Annotated in this window: 11 protein-coding genes; all 11 read left to right on the plus strand. The window is 70.7% G+C overall.

Annotated features, from left to right (window positions below; translation table 11 throughout):
• Window positions 1-18: 18 nt before the first annotated feature.
• Window positions 19-1,569, plus strand: coding sequence for a multiple monosaccharide ABC transporter ATP-binding protein (gene mmsA, locus ACH5AC_RS22950; RefSeq protein ID WP_398863875.1), 1,551 nt, complete (start codon window positions 19-21; stop codon window positions 1,567-1,569).
• Complete coding sequence (gene mmsB, locus ACH5AC_RS22955; RefSeq protein ID WP_398863876.1) at window positions 1,566-2,810, plus strand: multiple monosaccharide ABC transporter permease; 1,245 nt, start codon at window positions 1,566-1,568, stop codon at window positions 2,808-2,810. The genes mmsA and mmsB overlap by 4 nt, the downstream gene beginning before the upstream one ends.
• Complete coding sequence (locus ACH5AC_RS22960) at window positions 2,807-3,937, plus strand: aldose epimerase family protein (RefSeq protein WP_398863877.1); 1,131 nt, start codon at window positions 2,807-2,809, stop codon at window positions 3,935-3,937. The genes mmsB and ACH5AC_RS22960 overlap by 4 nt, the downstream gene beginning before the upstream one ends.
• A gap of 137 nt (window positions 3,938-4,074) precedes the next feature.
• Window positions 4,075-5,853, plus strand: a complete 1,779-nt coding sequence (locus ACH5AC_RS22965; RefSeq protein ID WP_398863878.1) for a pyridoxal phosphate-dependent aminotransferase — start codon at window positions 4,075-4,077, stop codon at window positions 5,851-5,853.
• Between the two features lie 364 nt (window positions 5,854-6,217).
• Window positions 6,218-8,167, plus strand: coding sequence for a BTAD domain-containing putative transcriptional regulator (locus tag ACH5AC_RS22970; protein ID WP_398863879.1), 1,950 nt, complete (start codon window positions 6,218-6,220; stop codon window positions 8,165-8,167).
• 168 nt (window positions 8,168-8,335) lie between these two features.
• A complete protein-coding gene (locus ACH5AC_RS22975; protein ID WP_398863880.1) occupies window positions 8,336-9,907 on the plus strand; it encodes an MFS transporter in 1,572 nt (523 codons plus the stop codon).
• A gap of 97 nt (window positions 9,908-10,004) precedes the next feature.
• Window positions 10,005-10,571 (plus strand): TetR/AcrR family transcriptional regulator, encoded by a 567-nt coding sequence (locus tag ACH5AC_RS22980; protein ID WP_398863881.1) that lies wholly within the window; start codon window positions 10,005-10,007, stop codon window positions 10,569-10,571.
• Between the two features lie 181 nt (window positions 10,572-10,752).
• On the plus strand, window positions 10,753-11,763 hold the full coding sequence (locus tag ACH5AC_RS22985; protein WP_398863882.1) for an MBL fold metallo-hydrolase: 1,011 nt from the start codon (window positions 10,753-10,755) through the stop codon (window positions 11,761-11,763).
• Between the two features lie 146 nt (window positions 11,764-11,909).
• Window positions 11,910-13,184, plus strand: a complete 1,275-nt coding sequence (locus ACH5AC_RS22990) for an NAD(P)/FAD-dependent oxidoreductase (protein WP_398863883.1) — start codon at window positions 11,910-11,912, stop codon at window positions 13,182-13,184.
• Between the two features lie 152 nt (window positions 13,185-13,336).
• Window positions 13,337-14,536: a cation:proton antiporter gene (locus ACH5AC_RS22995; RefSeq protein ID WP_398863884.1), complete on the plus strand. Its 1,200-nt coding sequence runs from the start codon at window positions 13,337-13,339 to the stop codon at window positions 14,534-14,536.
• A 73-nt stretch (window positions 14,537-14,609) separates the two neighbouring features.
• A complete protein-coding gene (locus ACH5AC_RS23000) occupies window positions 14,610-17,414 on the plus strand; it encodes an AAA family ATPase (protein ID WP_398863885.1) in 2,805 nt (934 codons plus the stop codon).
• Window positions 17,415-17,426 lie beyond the last annotated feature (12 nt).

The following is a 17,426-nucleotide window of genomic DNA, read 5'->3' on the forward strand; positions in this document are numbered from 1 at the left end:
GGATTGGAAGGCACGACCATGGCGGGACCCGTCCTGGAAATGCGCTCGATCATCAAGACCTTTCCCGGTGTCAAGGCGCTGTCGGACGTCAGCCTGACCGTCCGCCAGGGCGAGGTCCACGCCATCTGCGGTGAGAACGGCGCCGGAAAGTCCACCTTGATGAAGGTGCTCTCCGGTGTCCACCCGCACGGAAGCTACGAGGGCGAGATCCTCTTCGAGGGAGAACTCTGCGCCTTCAAGGACATCCGGGCGAGCGAGCAGCGCGGCATCGTCATCATCCACCAGGAGCTGGCACTCGTTCCGTACCTCTCCCTGGCGGAGAACATCTTCCTCGGCAACGAGCACGCCACGCGGGGCTTCATCGACTGGCGGGAGACCCTGCGGCACGCCAGCGAACTGCTGCGCCGGGTCGGTCTGAACGACCACCCGGAGACCCGGGTCGCCGACATCGGCGTGGGCAAGCAGCAGCTGGTGGAGATCGCCAAGGCGCTCTCGAAGAAGGTGAAGCTGCTCATCCTCGACGAGCCGACCGCGGCCCTGAACGACGAGGACAGCGGCAAACTCCTCGATCTCATCCTGGAGTTGAAGAACCAGGGCATCACCTCGATCATCATCTCCCACAAGCTCAACGAGATCCGCCGGGTCGCCGACTCGGTCACGATCATCCGCGACGGCCAGTCCATCGAGACCCTCGATGTGAAGGCCGAGGAGACCACCGAGGACCGGATCATCTCCGGCATGGTCGGCCGCGACCTCGACCACCGCTTCCCCGAGCGCACCCCGCACGAGGCGGAGGCGGGCGCGGCCCCCGCCCTGGAGATCCGCAACTGGACCGTGCACCACCCGATCGACCAGCAGCGCAAGGTCGTCGACGATGTGTCGATCAACGTCCGGCGCGGGGAGATCGTCGGTATCGCGGGCCTGATGGGCGCCGGCCGCACCGAACTCGCCATGAGCGTCTTCGGGCGGACGTACGGCCGGCACGCCGGCGGCACGGTCCTCAAGGACGGCAAGGAGATCCGTACCAAGTCCGTCGCGGAGGCGATCGGGCACGGCATCGCCTATGTCACCGAGGACCGCAAGCACTACGGCCTCAACCTCATCGACACCATCAACCGGAACATCTCGCTGACCGCCCTGAACAAGGTCGCCAAGCGCGGTGTGGTCGACGAGCACGAGGAACGGCAGGTCGCCGAGCGCTACCGCACGTCCATGAACATCAAGGCACCGACCGTCTTCGAGCCGGTGGGCAAGCTGTCCGGCGGCAACCAGCAGAAGGTCGTGCTCAGCAAGTGGATCTTCGCCGGTCCGGATGTGCTGATCCTGGACGAGCCGACACGCGGTATCGACGTCGGCGCCAAGTACGAGATCTACACGGTCATCGACAAGCTGGCCGCTGAGGGCAAGGCGGTCGTCTTCATCTCCTCCGAGCTGCCGGAGCTGCTCGGTATGTGCGACCGCATCTACACGATGGCCGCAGGGCGGCTGACAGGTGAGTTCCCGCGTGCCGAGGCCACGCAGGAATCGCTGATGCGTCAGATGACGAAGGACAAAGAGGTAACCCGATGAGCACGGAAGTGACCGCCAAGAGCCCGGCCCCCGCGCCGCCCGGCAAGAGCGGGGGCGCGGCGGGCGGGAACCTGCTCCAGCTGATGCTGGACGGCATGCGCCGCAACATGCGGCAGTACGGCATGCTGATCGCCCTCGGGCTGATCGTGGTCCTGTTCAGCGTCTGGACCGACGGTGACCTGCTGCTGCCGCGCAACGTCTCCAACCTGGTGCTGCAGAACAGCTACATCCTGATCCTCGCGATCGGCATGATGCTGGTCATCATCGCGGGCCACATCGATCTGTCGGTCGGCTCACTGACCGCGTTCACCGGGGCCTTCGCGGCCGTACTGACCGTGCAGCACGATGTGTCGTGGCCGGTCGCCGTGGCGCTCTGCCTGCTCGTGGGCGCCGTGGCGGGCGCGGTGCAGGGCTTCTTCATCGCCTACCTCGGCATACCCTCGTTCATCGTCACCCTGGCCGGCATGCTCACCTTCCGCGGTGTGACGGAGATCCTGCTGGAGGGCCAGACCCTCGGCCCGTTCCCCGAGGGCCTGCAGAAGATCGGCAACGGCTTCCTGCCGGAGACCGGCCCGGAGACCAACTACCACAACCTCACGCTGCTGCTGGGCCTGGTGCTCGTCGTCTTCGTGGTCCTCCAGGAGATCCGGGATCGCAAGCGTCAGCTGGAGTTCTCGCTGGACGTCCTGCCGCGCAACGTCTTCCTGCTCAAGCTCGTCGCCATCGTCTCCGCGCTGGCCACCGTCACCCTGCTGCTCGCCAGCTACAAGGGTGCCCCGATCGTGCTGATCATCCTCGGCGCGCTGGTCGTCGGCTACGGCTACGTCATGCGCAACTCCGTCTTCGGCCGGCACATCTACGCGATCGGCGGCAACCTGCCGGCGGCCAAGCTGTCCGGCGTGAAGGACAAGAAGGTCACCTTCCTGGTCTTCCTGAACATGGGCGTGCTCGCGGCCCTGGCGGGCCTGGTCGTCGCGGCCCGCCTCAACGCGGCCTCGCCGAAGGCCGGCCTCAGCTACGAACTCGAGGCGATCGCCTCGGCGTTCATCGGCGGCGCGTCCATGAGCGGCGGTGTCGGCACCGTCCTCGGCGCGATCATCGGCGGCCTCGTCCTCGGCGTGCTGAACAACGGCATGAACCTCCTCAGCGTCGGCACCGACTGGCAGCAGGTCATCAAGGGCCTGGCCCTGCTGGCGGCGGTCGGGTTCGACGTGTGGAACAAGCGCAAGTCCGGTTCGTGAGTGCCGGCTCGGGCCCCACCGGAGACGGTGGGGCCCTCCCTCTTGAGAACCACGCCACGGGAGGCGACGCCCGGGGCCCGGTGAAGGAGCTGTTCGGCACACTCGCCGACGGCACCAGGGTGCACAGCTGGTCGCTGGCCAACGGCGGCACCCGGATGAAGGTCCTCTCCTACGGCGGCATCGTGCGGTCCCTGGAGACACCCGACCGGCTCGGCCACTACGCCAACCTGTCGCTGGGCTTCGACACCCTTGAGGACTACGTGTCGTCGAGCCCGTACTTCGGGGCGCTGATCGGGCGGTACGGGAACCGGATCGGGAAGGGCCGGTTCACCCTCGACGGGGTCGACCACCAGCTCTCCGTCAACGACGGGGAGAACAGCCTGCACGGCGGGGCACAGGGCTTCGACAAACGGGTGTGGGACGTCGAGCCGTTCACGAAGGGCTACGACGTCGGCCTGCGCCTGTACCACACGTCCGTCGACGGCGAGATGGGCCACCCCGGCACGCTGAGGACGAAGGTGACGTACACCCTCACCCGGCACGGCGACTGGCGCATCGACTACGAGGCCACCACCGACAGGGCCACCGTCGTCAACCTCACCAGCCACGTCTACTGGAACCTGGCCGGCGAGGGCAGCGGCACCATCGAGAACCACGAGCTGAAGATCGCCGCCTCCCACTACACCCCGGTCGACCAGGGCCTGATCCCCACCGGCGAGCTGGCCCCCGTCGCGGACACCCCCTTCGACTTCCGCCGCGCCAGGACGATCGGCCGCACCCTCCGCGAGGCGCACCAGCAGCTGCTGTACGCCAAGGGCATCGACCACAACTGGGTCCTCGACAAGGGCATCTCGCCGAGGCCCGAGTGGTGCGCGACGCTGCGGGACCCCTCGTCCGGCCGCACCCTGCGCATGGCGACCACCGAGCCCGGCCTGCAGTTCTACTCCGGCAACTTCCTCGACGGCACACTCGTCGGCCCGAGCGGGCGGGCCCACCGGCAGGGCGACGCGCTGTGCCTGGAGACGCAGCACTTCCCGGACTCGCCGAACAAGCCGCACTTCCCGACGACGGTGCTGCGGCCGGGGCAGACCTACCGGTCCACGACCGTCCACTCGTTCAGCCGATGAGGTCATGGTTTCGTCACCTGCGTTGAACGGCGTCACGCCGGCCTCCGTATGTATCGGTGGCCCGCGCTCCCCCGCGCGGGCCACCCACACACGACGGGCCCGGCCGCCCCACCGGGCCCGCCTCATACGGAGGTTCCATGGCCGACAACGTCACCTCGCTGTTCGCCGGCACCGCGGCGCACAGCCCGTCCATGGCGGCGCTGACGCGGGCAGGCGGAGACGGGGCCGGTCCCATCGACTTCTGTATCCCGGTCAACCCCTACTTCCCCACCCCGGGCATGTGGGACGAGATGTCGAGCCGTCTGCGCGACATCATCACGTACTACCCGAGCAGCGCCGACACCATCACGGCCGAACTGTGCAACCTCCTCCAACTGCCCCCGCAGGCCGTGGCGATGGGCAACGGATCCACCGAACTGATCACCTGGATCGACCACCTGCTGGTCCGTGAGTCCCTCGCCATCCCCGTGCCGACCTTCGGCCGCTGGACCGACCAGCCGATGGAGACCGGCAAGCGGGTCGACATGTTCCCGCTCCAGGAGTCCAGCGGCTTCGCCCTGGACCTCGCCCAGTACGCCGAGTTCATACGGGCCAGGGGGACGCGGGTCGCGGTGATCTGCAACCCGAACAACCCCGACGGGGGCTTCCTCCACAAGCACGCGATCGTGCAGTTCATGGACGCCATGGCCGACCTGGACCTGGTCGTCATCGACGAGTCCTTCCTGGAGTTCGCCGACGCCGAGGTCGCGCCGTCCGTCGTGCAGGAGGCCATGATCCGGCCCAACGTGATCGTGCTGCGCAGCCTCGGCAAGAACTTCGGCCTGCACGGCATCCGCTTCGGCTACCTGGTCGCCAACCCGGCCCTGGCCGGCCGGATCCGCTCCATGCTGCCGAAGTGGAACCTCAACTCCTTCGCCGAGCACGTGGTGTTCATGCTGAAGGAGCACGGGCCCGAGTACGCGCAGTCCCTGCAGCAGGTGCGCCGGGACCGACTGGAGATGGCCAGCCAGCTCTCCGCCCTGCCCGGCCTGACGGTCTACCCGTCCCAGGGCAACTTCCTCTTCGTACGCCTTCCTGTCGGCGCCGAAGGCACCGTGGTCCGGGACCGGCTGCTCACCGAGCACCGCATCCTGGTCCGCGAGTGCGGCAACAAGATCGGTTCGTCCAGCCGCTTCCTGAGACTCGTGGTGCGCCCCCAGGTGGACGTGCGTCGCCTGGTGTCCGGCCTGGAGCAGGTGCTCTACGGGACCAGGAGGGGAGCCGCCGTGCCCGAGCTGAGCACCGGGACCAGCTACAGCTCGGGCACGGCGGCCGTGGACCGACTGGTCGGCGCCACGAACGGGGCCGGGATGCAGGGGCTCGCGGCTCAGGCGGTCGGGGGCGGGATGCCGATGCCGGTGACGGTGACGGGGGGCATGGCGGTGGCCTCGGCTTCCGGGCCGGTTCCGGCACCGGCTCCCGCACCGGCTCCGGCTCCGGCTCCGGCGGCGGCCACCGCACCGGCACCGGCGCCCGTTCCGGCGCCCGCTCCGGCCGCCGCGTCCCATGGCGCGGGGGTGCCCATGCCGGCGGTGGCGCAGACCTTCCCGCAGACCTTCCCGCAGCCGACGCCGGTTCCGACGCCGGTTCCGACGCCGGCACCGGCGCAGGTTCCCACGCCGGCTCCGGCTCCGGCGCCGGTCGCCGCCCCGGCGGCCGCCATGGCTCCGGCGGCCGCGCAGCTCCCGCAGATGGCCCCCGTACCGGCCATGGCGCCCGCCCCGGTCCCCGCCGCGCCGACCGGGCCGACACCGCCCGGCGTGCCCGCGCGCGGCGGCCTCACCGCCGCCCAGGTCCGGGGCACCAACGGGCTCTCCCCGGCGCCGGCCACCGGCTGGCCCAACGCGGGCAGCTGGCCCAACGCGGCCGGGGCCTGACCGACGCGCGTCGCCGCGCCAGGGCCCGGCTTCGAGCCACTGGGACGGCCGTGCCCTGCGATGTGCCGCCGCGCCATGGACGCGGTGGGCTGCTGGATGCTGACTTCCGTCTACGCCATGCGCATGATCAGCCGTCGTCACGAGAGAGAGATCACGCGGTACCGGAGCGTGTTGTCGGTTGATGCCGCAGTGTGCTCGAATGGTGACGTGTTCAAGTCGTAATATGGCGAGGGCATGTTGTCAGGGGCATGAAACGCAAGTCAATGCCTCATGGCACGGCTTCCGCCGCCAAGGTCTGTGTCCTGCGCGCTTTGGCAGTCCGGCGGGGCATGACCGTATCCGGCATGTCTTAAGGGGGACGCCCATGGCGGCTGCAACAGGGTCTCTGTCCGTGCAGCTTCTCGGTCCACTGCGGGTCTGGCGGGGCGATCAGGAGATAGTCGTAGGGCCTCCGAAGCAGCGGGCGTTGCTGGCGTTACTCGCCACCCATCGGGGCACCGTGGTCGGGTCCACCCAGATCATCGACGCCTTATGGGGTCCCGAACCTCCCAACACGGCCATGAACGGCGTGCACACCTATGTCGCGGGACTGCGCAGGGCCCTGGAGCCCACACGCCGCGGACGGGAGCGGGGCGAGGTCCTGCTCTCCACAGCGGGCGGGTACGAACTGCGTCTCCCCCTCGAGGCGGTGGACGCCTCCCTGTTCGTGCAGCAGTGCGAGGAGGTCCGGCGGCTCAGTGCGGAGGGGCAGTCCGACGCCGCTTTCGAGACGCTCGGCAGGGCCCTGGGGCTGTGGCGCGGGGACGCGCTCGCCGGAGTGCCCGGTCCGTTCGCGGCCATGGAGCGAAGCCGTCTGCGCGAGATGCGGTTCTCCGCCGCGGAGGACTGGATCGCCGGGATGATCGCCGCCGGACGCAGCGAGGAGGCGATCGTGGTGGCGGGCGAGGCCATCGCGCAGGAACCGCTGCGTGAGAGGCTGCGCTACCTCCTGATGCTGGCGCTGTACCGGTGCGGCCGGCAGGCGCACGCTCTCCATGCCTATAGCGAGGCACGCTCCTATCTGCGTGAGGAACTCGGCATCGAACCGGGCGCCGAACTGCAGGCCCTGCACGCCAAGATCCTCGCGGGGACGGTCGACGAGGCCGCCCCGCCGGCCCGGCTGCCGAGCACTCCACCACCCGCCCGGCCGGAGGCCGCCGCCCCTCCGGCACCGTCCGGATCCGGCCTGAGTCCTCGCCAACTTCCGTCGCGAGCCCATGTGTTCGTCGGCCGGGACGCCGAGCAGGCGAAGGTGCGCGAACTGCTCGCAGACAGCAGCCAGGCGGGAGGCCGGGGCGCCCCCATCCTGGTCATCGACGGGCCGCCCGGAGTCGGCAAGAGCGCGCTGGCCCTCGAGCTGGGAAACGAGTATCTGTCGCGGTTTCCCGACGGGCAGTTGTACGCCTCTCTCGGGGGGACCACCGACTGCCCCCGTGATCCGTTCGACGTGCTGGGCGGGTTGCTCGAGAGTCTGGGCGTCAGCAGGGAGGTTCAGCCCCCCTGCCTCGACGGCCGGGTCCTGCTGTACCGCAGTCTGCTGCACGGCAAGCGCATGATGATCCTGCTGGACGACGCGGTCGACCTGGAACAGATCCGCCCCCTGATACCGCAGGGGCCGACCTGTCTCATGGTCACCAGCCGACGCCCGCAGCGAGGGCTGGTCGCCCGGTACGGCGCCCATCGAATACACCTCAAGCCGCTCGATCCCGTCGCCGCCGCGGAGCTTCTCGTCAAGCTTCTCGGCGGCGAAGTCATACAGGGCAGCGAACGCGCCATCCAACGGCTGGTCGAGCAGTGCGGATATCTCCCCCTGGGCATCCGTATCACTGCCGCCGCCCTGCTGGAGGACCCCTACGGGTCCCCGGAGCGGCTGGCGGCCCTCTACGAAGACCCGGCCATCCGGCTCGATCTGCTGGCGGTCGCGGGTGACGACGAGATGAGCCTGCGCGCGGCCTTGACGGCCAGTTACCGAAATCTGCCCAGCGAGACGAGCCGGTTGTTCCGGCTCCTCAGCAGAGTCGGCCTGGATGTGATCGACGCTCCCGAATCCAGCCGCCTGCTCGGCGTGCACCGCTGCGAGGTGACCACGCACCTCGAACTCCTCGCCGACCTGGGCCTCCTGGAGCGGGTCGGCCCCAGCTCCTACCGGTTCGGCGAGCTGACCCGCATCTACGCGGACGAGTGCGCGGAGGCCGAACGGCTGGCCCAGCAGCAGCCCCCGCCGCGCCGGCTCACCCCCGTCGTCACCGGAGACGACGGGCTGCGCACTGGCTGATCCGGCCGGCGCCGGCCCCGCAGAGACACCCCCTGACACAGCAGCCCGCCGCCTGTCACACGACCGGCTGAAATCCGACCCCTAGGGCGAGTTCAGGGGGTGCGGGGCCGACGCACCCGTGTTTTGATACGAGTCAGTCTCGTATCAAAACCCTGAAAGGGGAGAGCGGTGTCCGCATCCGCTGTGTGGAGCAGTCCCAAACGTTGGTGGGCGTTGGCCGTCCTGGTGATGTGCGTACTGGTGAACGGCCTGGACGCGACCATCCTCTATGTGGCGATGCCCGAGCTCGTCGAGGCTCTGGGTGCCTCCAACTCCGACCTCCAGTGGTTCCACAACGCGTATCTGCTCGTGTTCGCGAGCCTGATGCTGCCGTTCGGTGTGCTCGCCGACCGGATCGGGCGCAAGCGACTGCTGCTTGTCGGACTCGCCGTCTTCGGCCTCGCCTCCGGCTACGCGATGATGGTGGACAGTTCCGGTGAACTGATCCTCGGGCGCGCGCTGATGGGCCTCGGCGCCGCCATCGTCACCCCTGTCTCCCTGGCCATGCTGCCGGTGCTCTTCGCTCCGCATGAGCGGGCGCGCGCGCTGGCCATCTGGTCCGCGGGGGTCGCCCTCGGCCTGCCGATCGGGCCGTTGGCCGGCGGCTGGCTGCTGGAGCACTTCTGGTGGGGCTCCGTCTTCCTGATCAACATTCCGATCCTGGCCGCCGCCATGGTCGCCGGGTTCTTCCTGTTCCCCGAGCACAAGGGCGTGCGCGAACACGCCTTCGACTGGCTGGGCGCGGTGCTGTCCGTCGTCGGGCTCGGCGCCCTCACCTACGCCCTGACGCAGGCGCCGGAGGAGGGCTGGCTCAGCGGCCCCACGCTGGGCGGCGCCGCGGCCGGCGTGGTGCTCCTGGTGCTGTTCGTGCTGCGCGAGCGGAGCACGCCGCACCCGCTGCTGAACGTACGGGCCTTCGGCAACCGGCACTTCGGCGCCTCGGTCACGGCGCTGCTGCTGGTGCACTTCGCGATGACCGGCTTCCTGTTCATGCTGAGCCCCTATCTGCAGGCCGTCCTCGGCAACTCCTCCCTGGGCACCGGTGTGCGGATGCTGCCGGTGGTGCTCGCCGTCATGGTCGGTGCGGGCACGGCCGAGCGGCTCGCCCCGCGGGTGGGACCGCGCGGCCCGGTCGTCGCGGGCCTGGTGCTGATGGCGGCCGGTCTGCTGGTCTTCTCGACCACGGGCACCGACTCCGGCGAACTCGCCGTCGCCGCCTGCCAGGTGCCGCTCGGCATCGGCATCGGCCTGACCCTCGCCATCGCCATGCACACCGCGCTGGCCACGGCGTCCGACGAGAAGTCCGGTGAGGCGTCCGGCATCACCAGCGCCTTCCGGCAGGTCGGCGGTGTCATCGGCGTGGCCGTGCTGGGCAGTGTGCTCAGCACGGGCTACCGCAACGACATGGAGCCGGTCGTCTCCGGTCTGCCCCCGCAGGCCGCCGACGCCGCCGAGGACACCGTCGGTGCCGCACTGGAGATCGCCCGGCAGATGGGCACGCAGGGACAGGCACTCGCGGACGCCGCCCGCCGGATCTATGTGGACAGCATGGACACCGCGCTGATCGGCGGAGCCGTGGTGGTCCTCGCCCTCGCGGCCGTGGTGTTCGGCTGGATGCCGCGCCACAGCGTCGGCCATGCCGCGGCGACCACCCCGGCCTCGTCCGATTCCTCTCTGCCCGAGACAGAGCACGTAGGGTAATCCTTTGGAACGTACACGGCCAACGACAGTGGGCATACCGAGAGGCTGACGGGACATGTACGAGACGCGTGAAGGCCGACAGAGCACGACCCGGCCCATGGGGCGTCCGCGCAGCCACCAGGCGGACACGGCGATTCTGCAGGCGACGGTGTCGCTGCTGGGCGAGACGGGCTTCCAGGGGCTGACCATGGAACAGGTCGCCCGCCGGGCCGGAGTGGGACGGGCCACCGTCTACCGGCGTTGGCACTCGAAGGAAGAAATGATCATCAGTGCGCTCGACACGCTGATGGCCGACTTCGACGTCGAACGGACCGGCGACCTTCACGAGGATCTGCTGGCCATGACCCGCTGGCTTCGGGACGGGCTGCTCAACGCGCCCGAGGGGCGGCTGCTGCCGCACCTCGCGGCGCAGGCGGTCAGCGATCCCAACTTCCCCTCCAGCCACATGGACACCTGGGTGTGCCCGTGGCGCGACGCGGTCGAGGACGTGTTCGTCCAGGGCCGGGACCAGGGACTGGTCCGCCCGGACGTCAACCTCACCAGCGTCGTCGACATGCTCGCCGGAGTGGTGATCCTGCGTCTGTTCCTCGGTCACGGCAAGCCCCTGACCGACGATCAGATCCGCGACATGATCGACGCGGTGCTCGGCGGCGTCCTCGTGTGAGCCGCCCGGTCCGCACGACCGGCACCCCGCGTTGTCCCCGGCCGGGGCCCCCCCCCCCCCCCCCCCCACCGGGGGGGGGGGGGGGGGGGGGCCCCGACAGCGTTCCCCCCGGGCGAAGAGCGCCCGCCATGTCTCCGGAGCCCTCGGTCCTGCCGGACCGCCGACCTCTCAAGGACCTGCCATGCCCGCTGCCCTCCCTCCGCCCCTGTCGCCGCCGCGTCCGCTCGGTGAGATCCGCGACTGGCCCGCGTCCTTCGCCGACCGGCTGACCTCACCGCTGCCCGGAGTGACGGACTTCCTGCGACTGGCCTTGCGGGGCCAGCGTCTGCGCCCACCCGCCTCGACGCTCTCGCAGGTCGCCGACCTGCCCGTCGAGCCCGCCCCGGTCCCGGACGTCGACCCCGCCGACATGTCCCTGACCTGGGCCGGGCACGCCAGCTGCATCGTGCGCATCGGCGGGCTCACCGTCCTCACCGATCCGGTGTGGTCCCGAAGGATCGTCGGCACCCCGGACCGGGTCACCCCGGTCGGCGTGCCCTGGCCGGACCTCCCGCTCGTCGACGCCGTCGTCATCAGCCACAACCACTACGACCACCTCGACAGCGCCACCCTCGACCGGCTGTGCCCCGACACCACCCTGTTCGTACCGGCCGGACTCGGCGCCTGGGTGCGCCGCCGGGGATTCACCGAGGTCACGGAGCTCGACTGGTGGGAAGCGGTGGAGCTGCCGGGGCCGCTCGGCCCCGTCCGCTTCGACTTCGTCCCCTCCCACCACTGGAGCCGGCGCGGACTGACCGACACCTGCCGCACTCTCTGGGGCGGCTGGATGCTGACCGCCCCCGACGGCCGACGTGTCCACTTCGCGGGGGACACCGGCTACGGCCACTGGTTCGACGAGATCGGCCGCCGTTACCCCGGCATCGATCTGGCGATCCTCCCGATCGGCGCCTACGAACCCCGATGGATGCTCCACCCCGTGCACACCTCGCCGGAGGAGGCCGTGCGGGCCTGCGAGGACCTCGGGGCAAGGAGGATGGCACCCATGCACTGGGGGACCTTCCTGCTGTCCGCGGAGCCGCCCCTGGAGCCGTTGCACCGCGTCCGTGCCGCCTGGGCCGAGGCCGGGCGGCCGCGGGACGACCTCTGGGACGTGGCGATCGGTGCGTCCAGAGTCCTGCGCGCCGTTCTGTAGGAGACGATCAGCGCATCTTTAGAACGGCTGCAGATCTTCTCCAGGCACCCCCGTGCAGACTGGCGAAGCGCAATACGGCAGCGGCCAGAAATCGCCGAAATCCGCGCGCTTCCGCACCGCTTCAGCGTCTAGGGGAAGGTCACAGCATGTCGTCAAGTCTTTACGGTATTTCCGCTGACTACGACGTCGTAGTCATCGGAGGAGGCCCGGCCGGAGCAACGACGGCCGGCCTTCTCGCCAAGCGTGGACACCGCGTGCTCGTGCTCGACCGGGAGCGTTTCCCGCGCTATCACGTCGGCGAGTCGCTCATTCCGGCCTTCATGCGCCCGATGGAGGAACTCGGCCTCACCGAGCGCATGGACCAGCGCGGCTTCGAGCGGAAGTACGGCGGCAGCCTCGTCTGGGGCAACAACCAGGTGCCGTGGAAGTTCGCCTTCCTCAAGGGCAAGTACCCCTACGCCTTCCACACCCGCCGCGCCGACCTCGACGCGCTGATCCTCGACCGGGCCCGCGAGCTCGGCGCGCACATCGTCGAGGACGCCACCGTCAAGGAGTCGATCGAGGAGGACGGCCGCGTCGTCGGCGTCCGCTACTCCCTGCGCGGCATGGACGGGATCCGCGAGGTGCGTGCCGGCCTCGTCGTGGACGCCTCCGGCCAGGCCCGTGTCCTCAGCCGGCACTACACCGACGTCAAGTGGCACGACGAGCTGCGCAACGTCGCCGTATGGACGTACTACGACAACTGCGAGCGCCTCGAGGGCGACGAGTACACGAACATCCTGATCGAGGGCCTGGACGGCGGCTGGTTCTGGGCGATCCCGATCGACAAGGGCACCATCAGCGTGGGCTATGTGACCCGCGTGTCCAGCGCCGGGGAGTCCGGACAGTCGCTGGAGGAGATGTTCCACGCCCAGCGCGACCGCACCACGAAGCTCAAGAAGATGCTGGCGAACGCCCGCCAGTCGGCCGGCTTCCGCACCGCCCGTGACTGGTCCTACCACTCGGACCGGTTCTACGGCGACGGCTGGGTGCTGGTCGGCGACTCGGCGGCCTTCGTCGACCCGCTGTTCTCCACCGGTGTCGCCCTGGCCTGCATGGCCGGCAGCACGCTCGCCAAGATCGTCGACCAGGTCATCAAGCACCCGGAGATCGAGACGAAGGCCCTCGACCGGTACGCCACGGCCTACTCCGGGTTCTTCGACGAGATCCGTGAGTTCGTCGAGCGCTTCTACGACCAGACGAAATACAAGGAGTTCTACCACAGCCTCGCCCAGGAGATGATCGACCCGGAGCACGAGCGGAAGCCCGCCGACGACTTCGTCACCCTGATCTCCGGACTCAGCGGAAATCACCCGCTGTTCCACATCAGCCTGGACGACCTTATTGCGGACAACTCGACGCCGGAGTCGATGCCGTCCTGAACGAATTCTCCTGGGGCGACCGCCGAGTTGGTGCGGCGGCCGCCCCAGGAGTATGCCCCTGCGAAACGCACTTGTAATCCAAGATGAGGCCGGGGGAAATGAACAGCCATCAACTGCAGGTACTGTTCCTGGATTTAGCCATCATTCTTGTCATGGCGCGCGGACTCGGACACCTCGCGGCCCGGCTGGGTCAGCCGCCGGTCGTGGGCGAGATCCTCGCCGGAGTGCTGCTCGGCCCGACCCTGCTCGGCAGCACGCTCAGCGAGACGCTCTTCCCCACCGACGTCCGCCCCGTCCTTGCCGGTGTGGCGAACCTCGGCGTCGCCCTGTTCATGTTCGTGGTCGGCCTCGAGATCGACAGCTCCACCATGAAGGGCCACGGCCGCACCACCGTCGCGACGGCCGCCGGCTCCACCGCGGTGCCGTTCCTGCTCGGCATCGGACTGGCCTTCGCCCTGATGCCCGCACACGACCCCGCCGACCGCGGGACCTTCGCCGTGTTCATCGGGCTGGCCGTGTCCGTGACCGCCTTCCCCGTCCTGGCGCGCATCCTCACCGACCGGGGGATGAGCCGCACCGCGGCCGGCGGCATAGCCCTGGCCGCCGCCGCGTTCGTCGACGTGATCGCCTGGACCGCGCTCGCCGCGGTCAGCGCCTCGGCCGGCGCGGACGGCAGCCACTGGCGGATCCTGCTCACCGTCCCGTACCTGGCCGTCATGCTGCTCGTCGTACGGCCGCTGCTGCGCCGCTTCCTGTGTCCCGGCCGGCAGGCCGGCCAGCCCAGCTCGCTCAAGTTCGCCGTCGTCCTGATCGGCGCGCTGCTGTCGGCCGCCGCCACCGAGGCGATGGGCCTGCACCACATCTTCGGAGCGTTCCTGTTCGGGCTGGTCGTGCCCCGTGAGGGCGGGCAGGCGCTGCGCGCCGACTTCCACGACCGCGCGGGCCATCTCACCGCGGTGCTGCTGCCCGTGTACTTCGCGGTGGCCGGCTTCCAGGTCGACCTCGGCGGCGTCGGGCCCTCCGGTCTGCGGGAACTCGCCCTCATCCTCCTCGTCGCCATCGTGGGCAAGTTCGGCGGCACCTATCTGAGCGCGCGCGCCACGAGGCTGCCTCCCCGGTCCGCCGCCACCGTCGCCGCCCTGATGAACACCCGCGGGCTCACCGAACTCGTCATCCTCGGCGTCGGACTCCAGCTCGGGCTGCTGGACAACTCGCTGTACTCGCTCATGGTCGTCATGGCCGTGGTGACGACGGTCATGACGGGTCCGCTGCTGAGCCTCATCCAGGCCCGCCAACCGCTGCCCACACCCGACGAGGACTCCCCCCGCGAGCGCATCGGCGCCGCTCCCTAGCACCGGTCCCGCGACGGCGCGGGCACACGGCCGGAACAGTGCAGGACGGGACGGACCGAAGGGAAGAGCGTAGATGCACGACGTGGTCGAGCGGGATCAGGAACTCACCTCACTCACCGACATGATCCGGCGCAGCGCCCGGGGCGAGGGCCAGGTGGCCCTGGTGACCGGAGGCATCGGCTGTGGAAAGACCGTGCTGCTCGCCGCGGTCGGCGACGCCGCGAAGGCTCTCGGTTTCACGGTGCGCGGCGCCGTCGCCTCGCTGGCGGAACGCCACACACAGGGTGCCGTGCTCGGGCAGCTGCTGCGCGACAGCGACCTGGACCCGGCCGACCGGGCGGCGCTCACCGGGCTGATGAGGTGCACCGACACGACCCCCCAGGGCCCGGGCACGGTCGCCCGGCTCGCGCCGGATCACCTCGACCCGGAGACCGGACGCGCCCTCCAGCGGCTGTGCGCGGCCGTCGAGCGGCAGGCGCGGCGCACCCCGCTGCTGCTGTGCCTGGACGACGTGCAGTTCCTGGACGAACTCTCGCTGCACTGGGTCCTGCTGCTGATCCGCAGGCTCTCCGACACCGCGCTCACCCTCGTCATGACCGAGCGTGGGCTGTCCCGTCCGGCGGACCCCCGGCTGCGCGCGGAACTGCGCCGCCGCCCCGAGCACCGGCCGCTCGCGCTGCGCGGGCTCTCCGTCGACGGGGTCGCCGCCGTCCTCACCCCTTACGTGGGTGCCGACGCCGCCGTCCGGCTCGCGCCCGAATGCCACTTCGTCAGCGGCGGCAACCCCCTGTTGGCCAGGGCGCTCGCGGAGGACAGCAGACACGGCGCGGGCGACGCCTTCCGTCCGGCGGCGCGCCTGGTCGTCGGCGACGCCTTCCTGGACGCCGTCACCGGCTGCCTGCACCGCGGCTGGCCTGCCCTGCTGCACCTGGCCCGGGCGCTCGCCGTGCTGCACGAGGACGCGCCCACCGGCCAGGCCGTGGCCCGTCTGGCGGGGGTCGAGGAACCAGTGCTGGCCCGGGGGCTGCGGGCACTCGAGGACGCCGGGCTGCTGAGCGACGGCCGGTTGCGTCACCCGGCCACCGCGGCCGCCGCCCTGGCCGGCTGCACGGGTGAGGAGCGCGCTGCGCTGCACCGCCGCGCCGCCGAGCTGTTGTACGAGGAGGGTGCTCCCGCCACCGGGGTCGCCCGGCATCTCGTCGCCGCCGGGTCCGCCGACTCCTCCTGGGCGGTGCAGCAGCTCCGGGAGGCCGCCGAGCGGCATCTGGCCACCAGCCGGCCCGCGCTGGCCCGGTCCTGCCTCGAAGCCGCTCTGCGGCACTGCCGCAACGACGACGAGCGGCTGCGGCTCAAGGCCCTCCTGGCCGGCGCCACCTGGGTGCTGGACCCCACGATGGGCGCCCGGCATCTCGTGGAACTCGCCGACGCCCTGCGGCAGGGACGGCTGCCCGACCAGTACGCCCTCATGCTCGCCAAGTACCTGCTGTGGCACGGCCGGTACGTCGAGGCCGCCGACGCCGTCGAGCGGATCGGCCGCACAGCCGGCATGACCGATCCGCTGGCCGCCGCCGAGGCGCGGGCCACCCGTGAGCTCCTCTCCGTCACCTACCCGGGGCTGGTGCCCGGCGGTGACACCCGCGCCGGCACCGTCCGGCACGTCTCCTTCGCCGGCGACCCGCGCACCCGGGGCGCGTCCGCCCTCTCCGACGTACTGCGCCAGGGCCCCGGCCGGGAGGTCGTCGACACCGCCGAGGCCGCCATGCGGGCCATGCGGCTGGGCCGCAGCACCCACGAGTGGCTGACCTGCGCCGTGTCCGCCCTGCTGTTCGCGGACCGGATCGAGGCCGCCGCGTCCTGGTGCGACCACTGGCTCACCGAGGCGCGCACCCGCAGGGTCCCGCTGTGGATCGCCGAGTTCTCCTCCCTGCGCGCGGGCATCGCCCTGCGCCAGGGAAGGCCGCAGGAGGCCCGGGAACTGGCCGAGGCCGCGCTGACCCGGATCCCCGCGGAGAGCTGGGGCGTCTGCATCGGCGGGCCGCTCGCCAACCTCATCCAGGCCAACACCGTCCTCGGCGACCACGACGCGGCGGCCGAGTACCTGGAGGTGCCCCTGCCCACGGGGCTGTTCGACAGCCGGTTCGGCCTGTACTACCTGCACGCCCGGGGCAGCCACTACCTGGCCACCGGACAGCCCGGAGCCGCCCTGGACGACTTCGTCAACTGCGGTGCGCTGATGCGCCGCTGGGGGCTGGACCAGCCGTCCCTCGTGCCCTGGCGGTCCGGCGCCGCACGCGCCCACCTCGCCATGGGAGCCACCGGCCAGGCGTACACCCTGGCCCGGCAGCAGCTCGATCTGGCCGGGGACGCGCTGATCCGCACCCGGGGCATCTCCCTGCGGGTCCTCGCCGCAGCCGCCCGGCCCTCCCAGCGGGGCGCGCTGCTGAAGAACGCCACCGCGGTCCTGGAACACTCCGGCGACCGGCTGCAGCTCGCCCAGGCCCTCGCCGAGCTGGCCGCGACCCATCTGCGCGCCGGCCGGGACACCACCGCCCACGCGCTCGTGGACCGGGCCGTACGGCTGGCCTACGAGTGCGGGGCGCCGGCCGTCGCCGAACGGATCAAGGACATGCTGCCGACCCGGCTCGCGCCGGCCGGTGCCCGTGACGTGGCGCGGACCCGGGTGCCGGCCGTGGACCTGCTCAGCCCGGCCGAGCGCCGCGTCGCCTCACTGGCCGCCGGGGGACTGAGCAACAAGGAGATCTCCGCCCGGCTCGGGGTCACCGTCAGCACCGTCGAACAGCACCTGACACGGACCTTCCGCAAGCTCGGGGTCCGTGCCCGGGGCGATCTCCCGCAGGACCGGGCCCTGGCCGGGTGAACCGTACCCGGG

The organism is Streptomyces sp. NPDC018693 (assembly GCF_044391385.1).
Classification (GTDB): domain Bacteria; phylum Actinomycetota; class Actinomycetes; order Streptomycetales; family Streptomycetaceae; genus Streptomyces.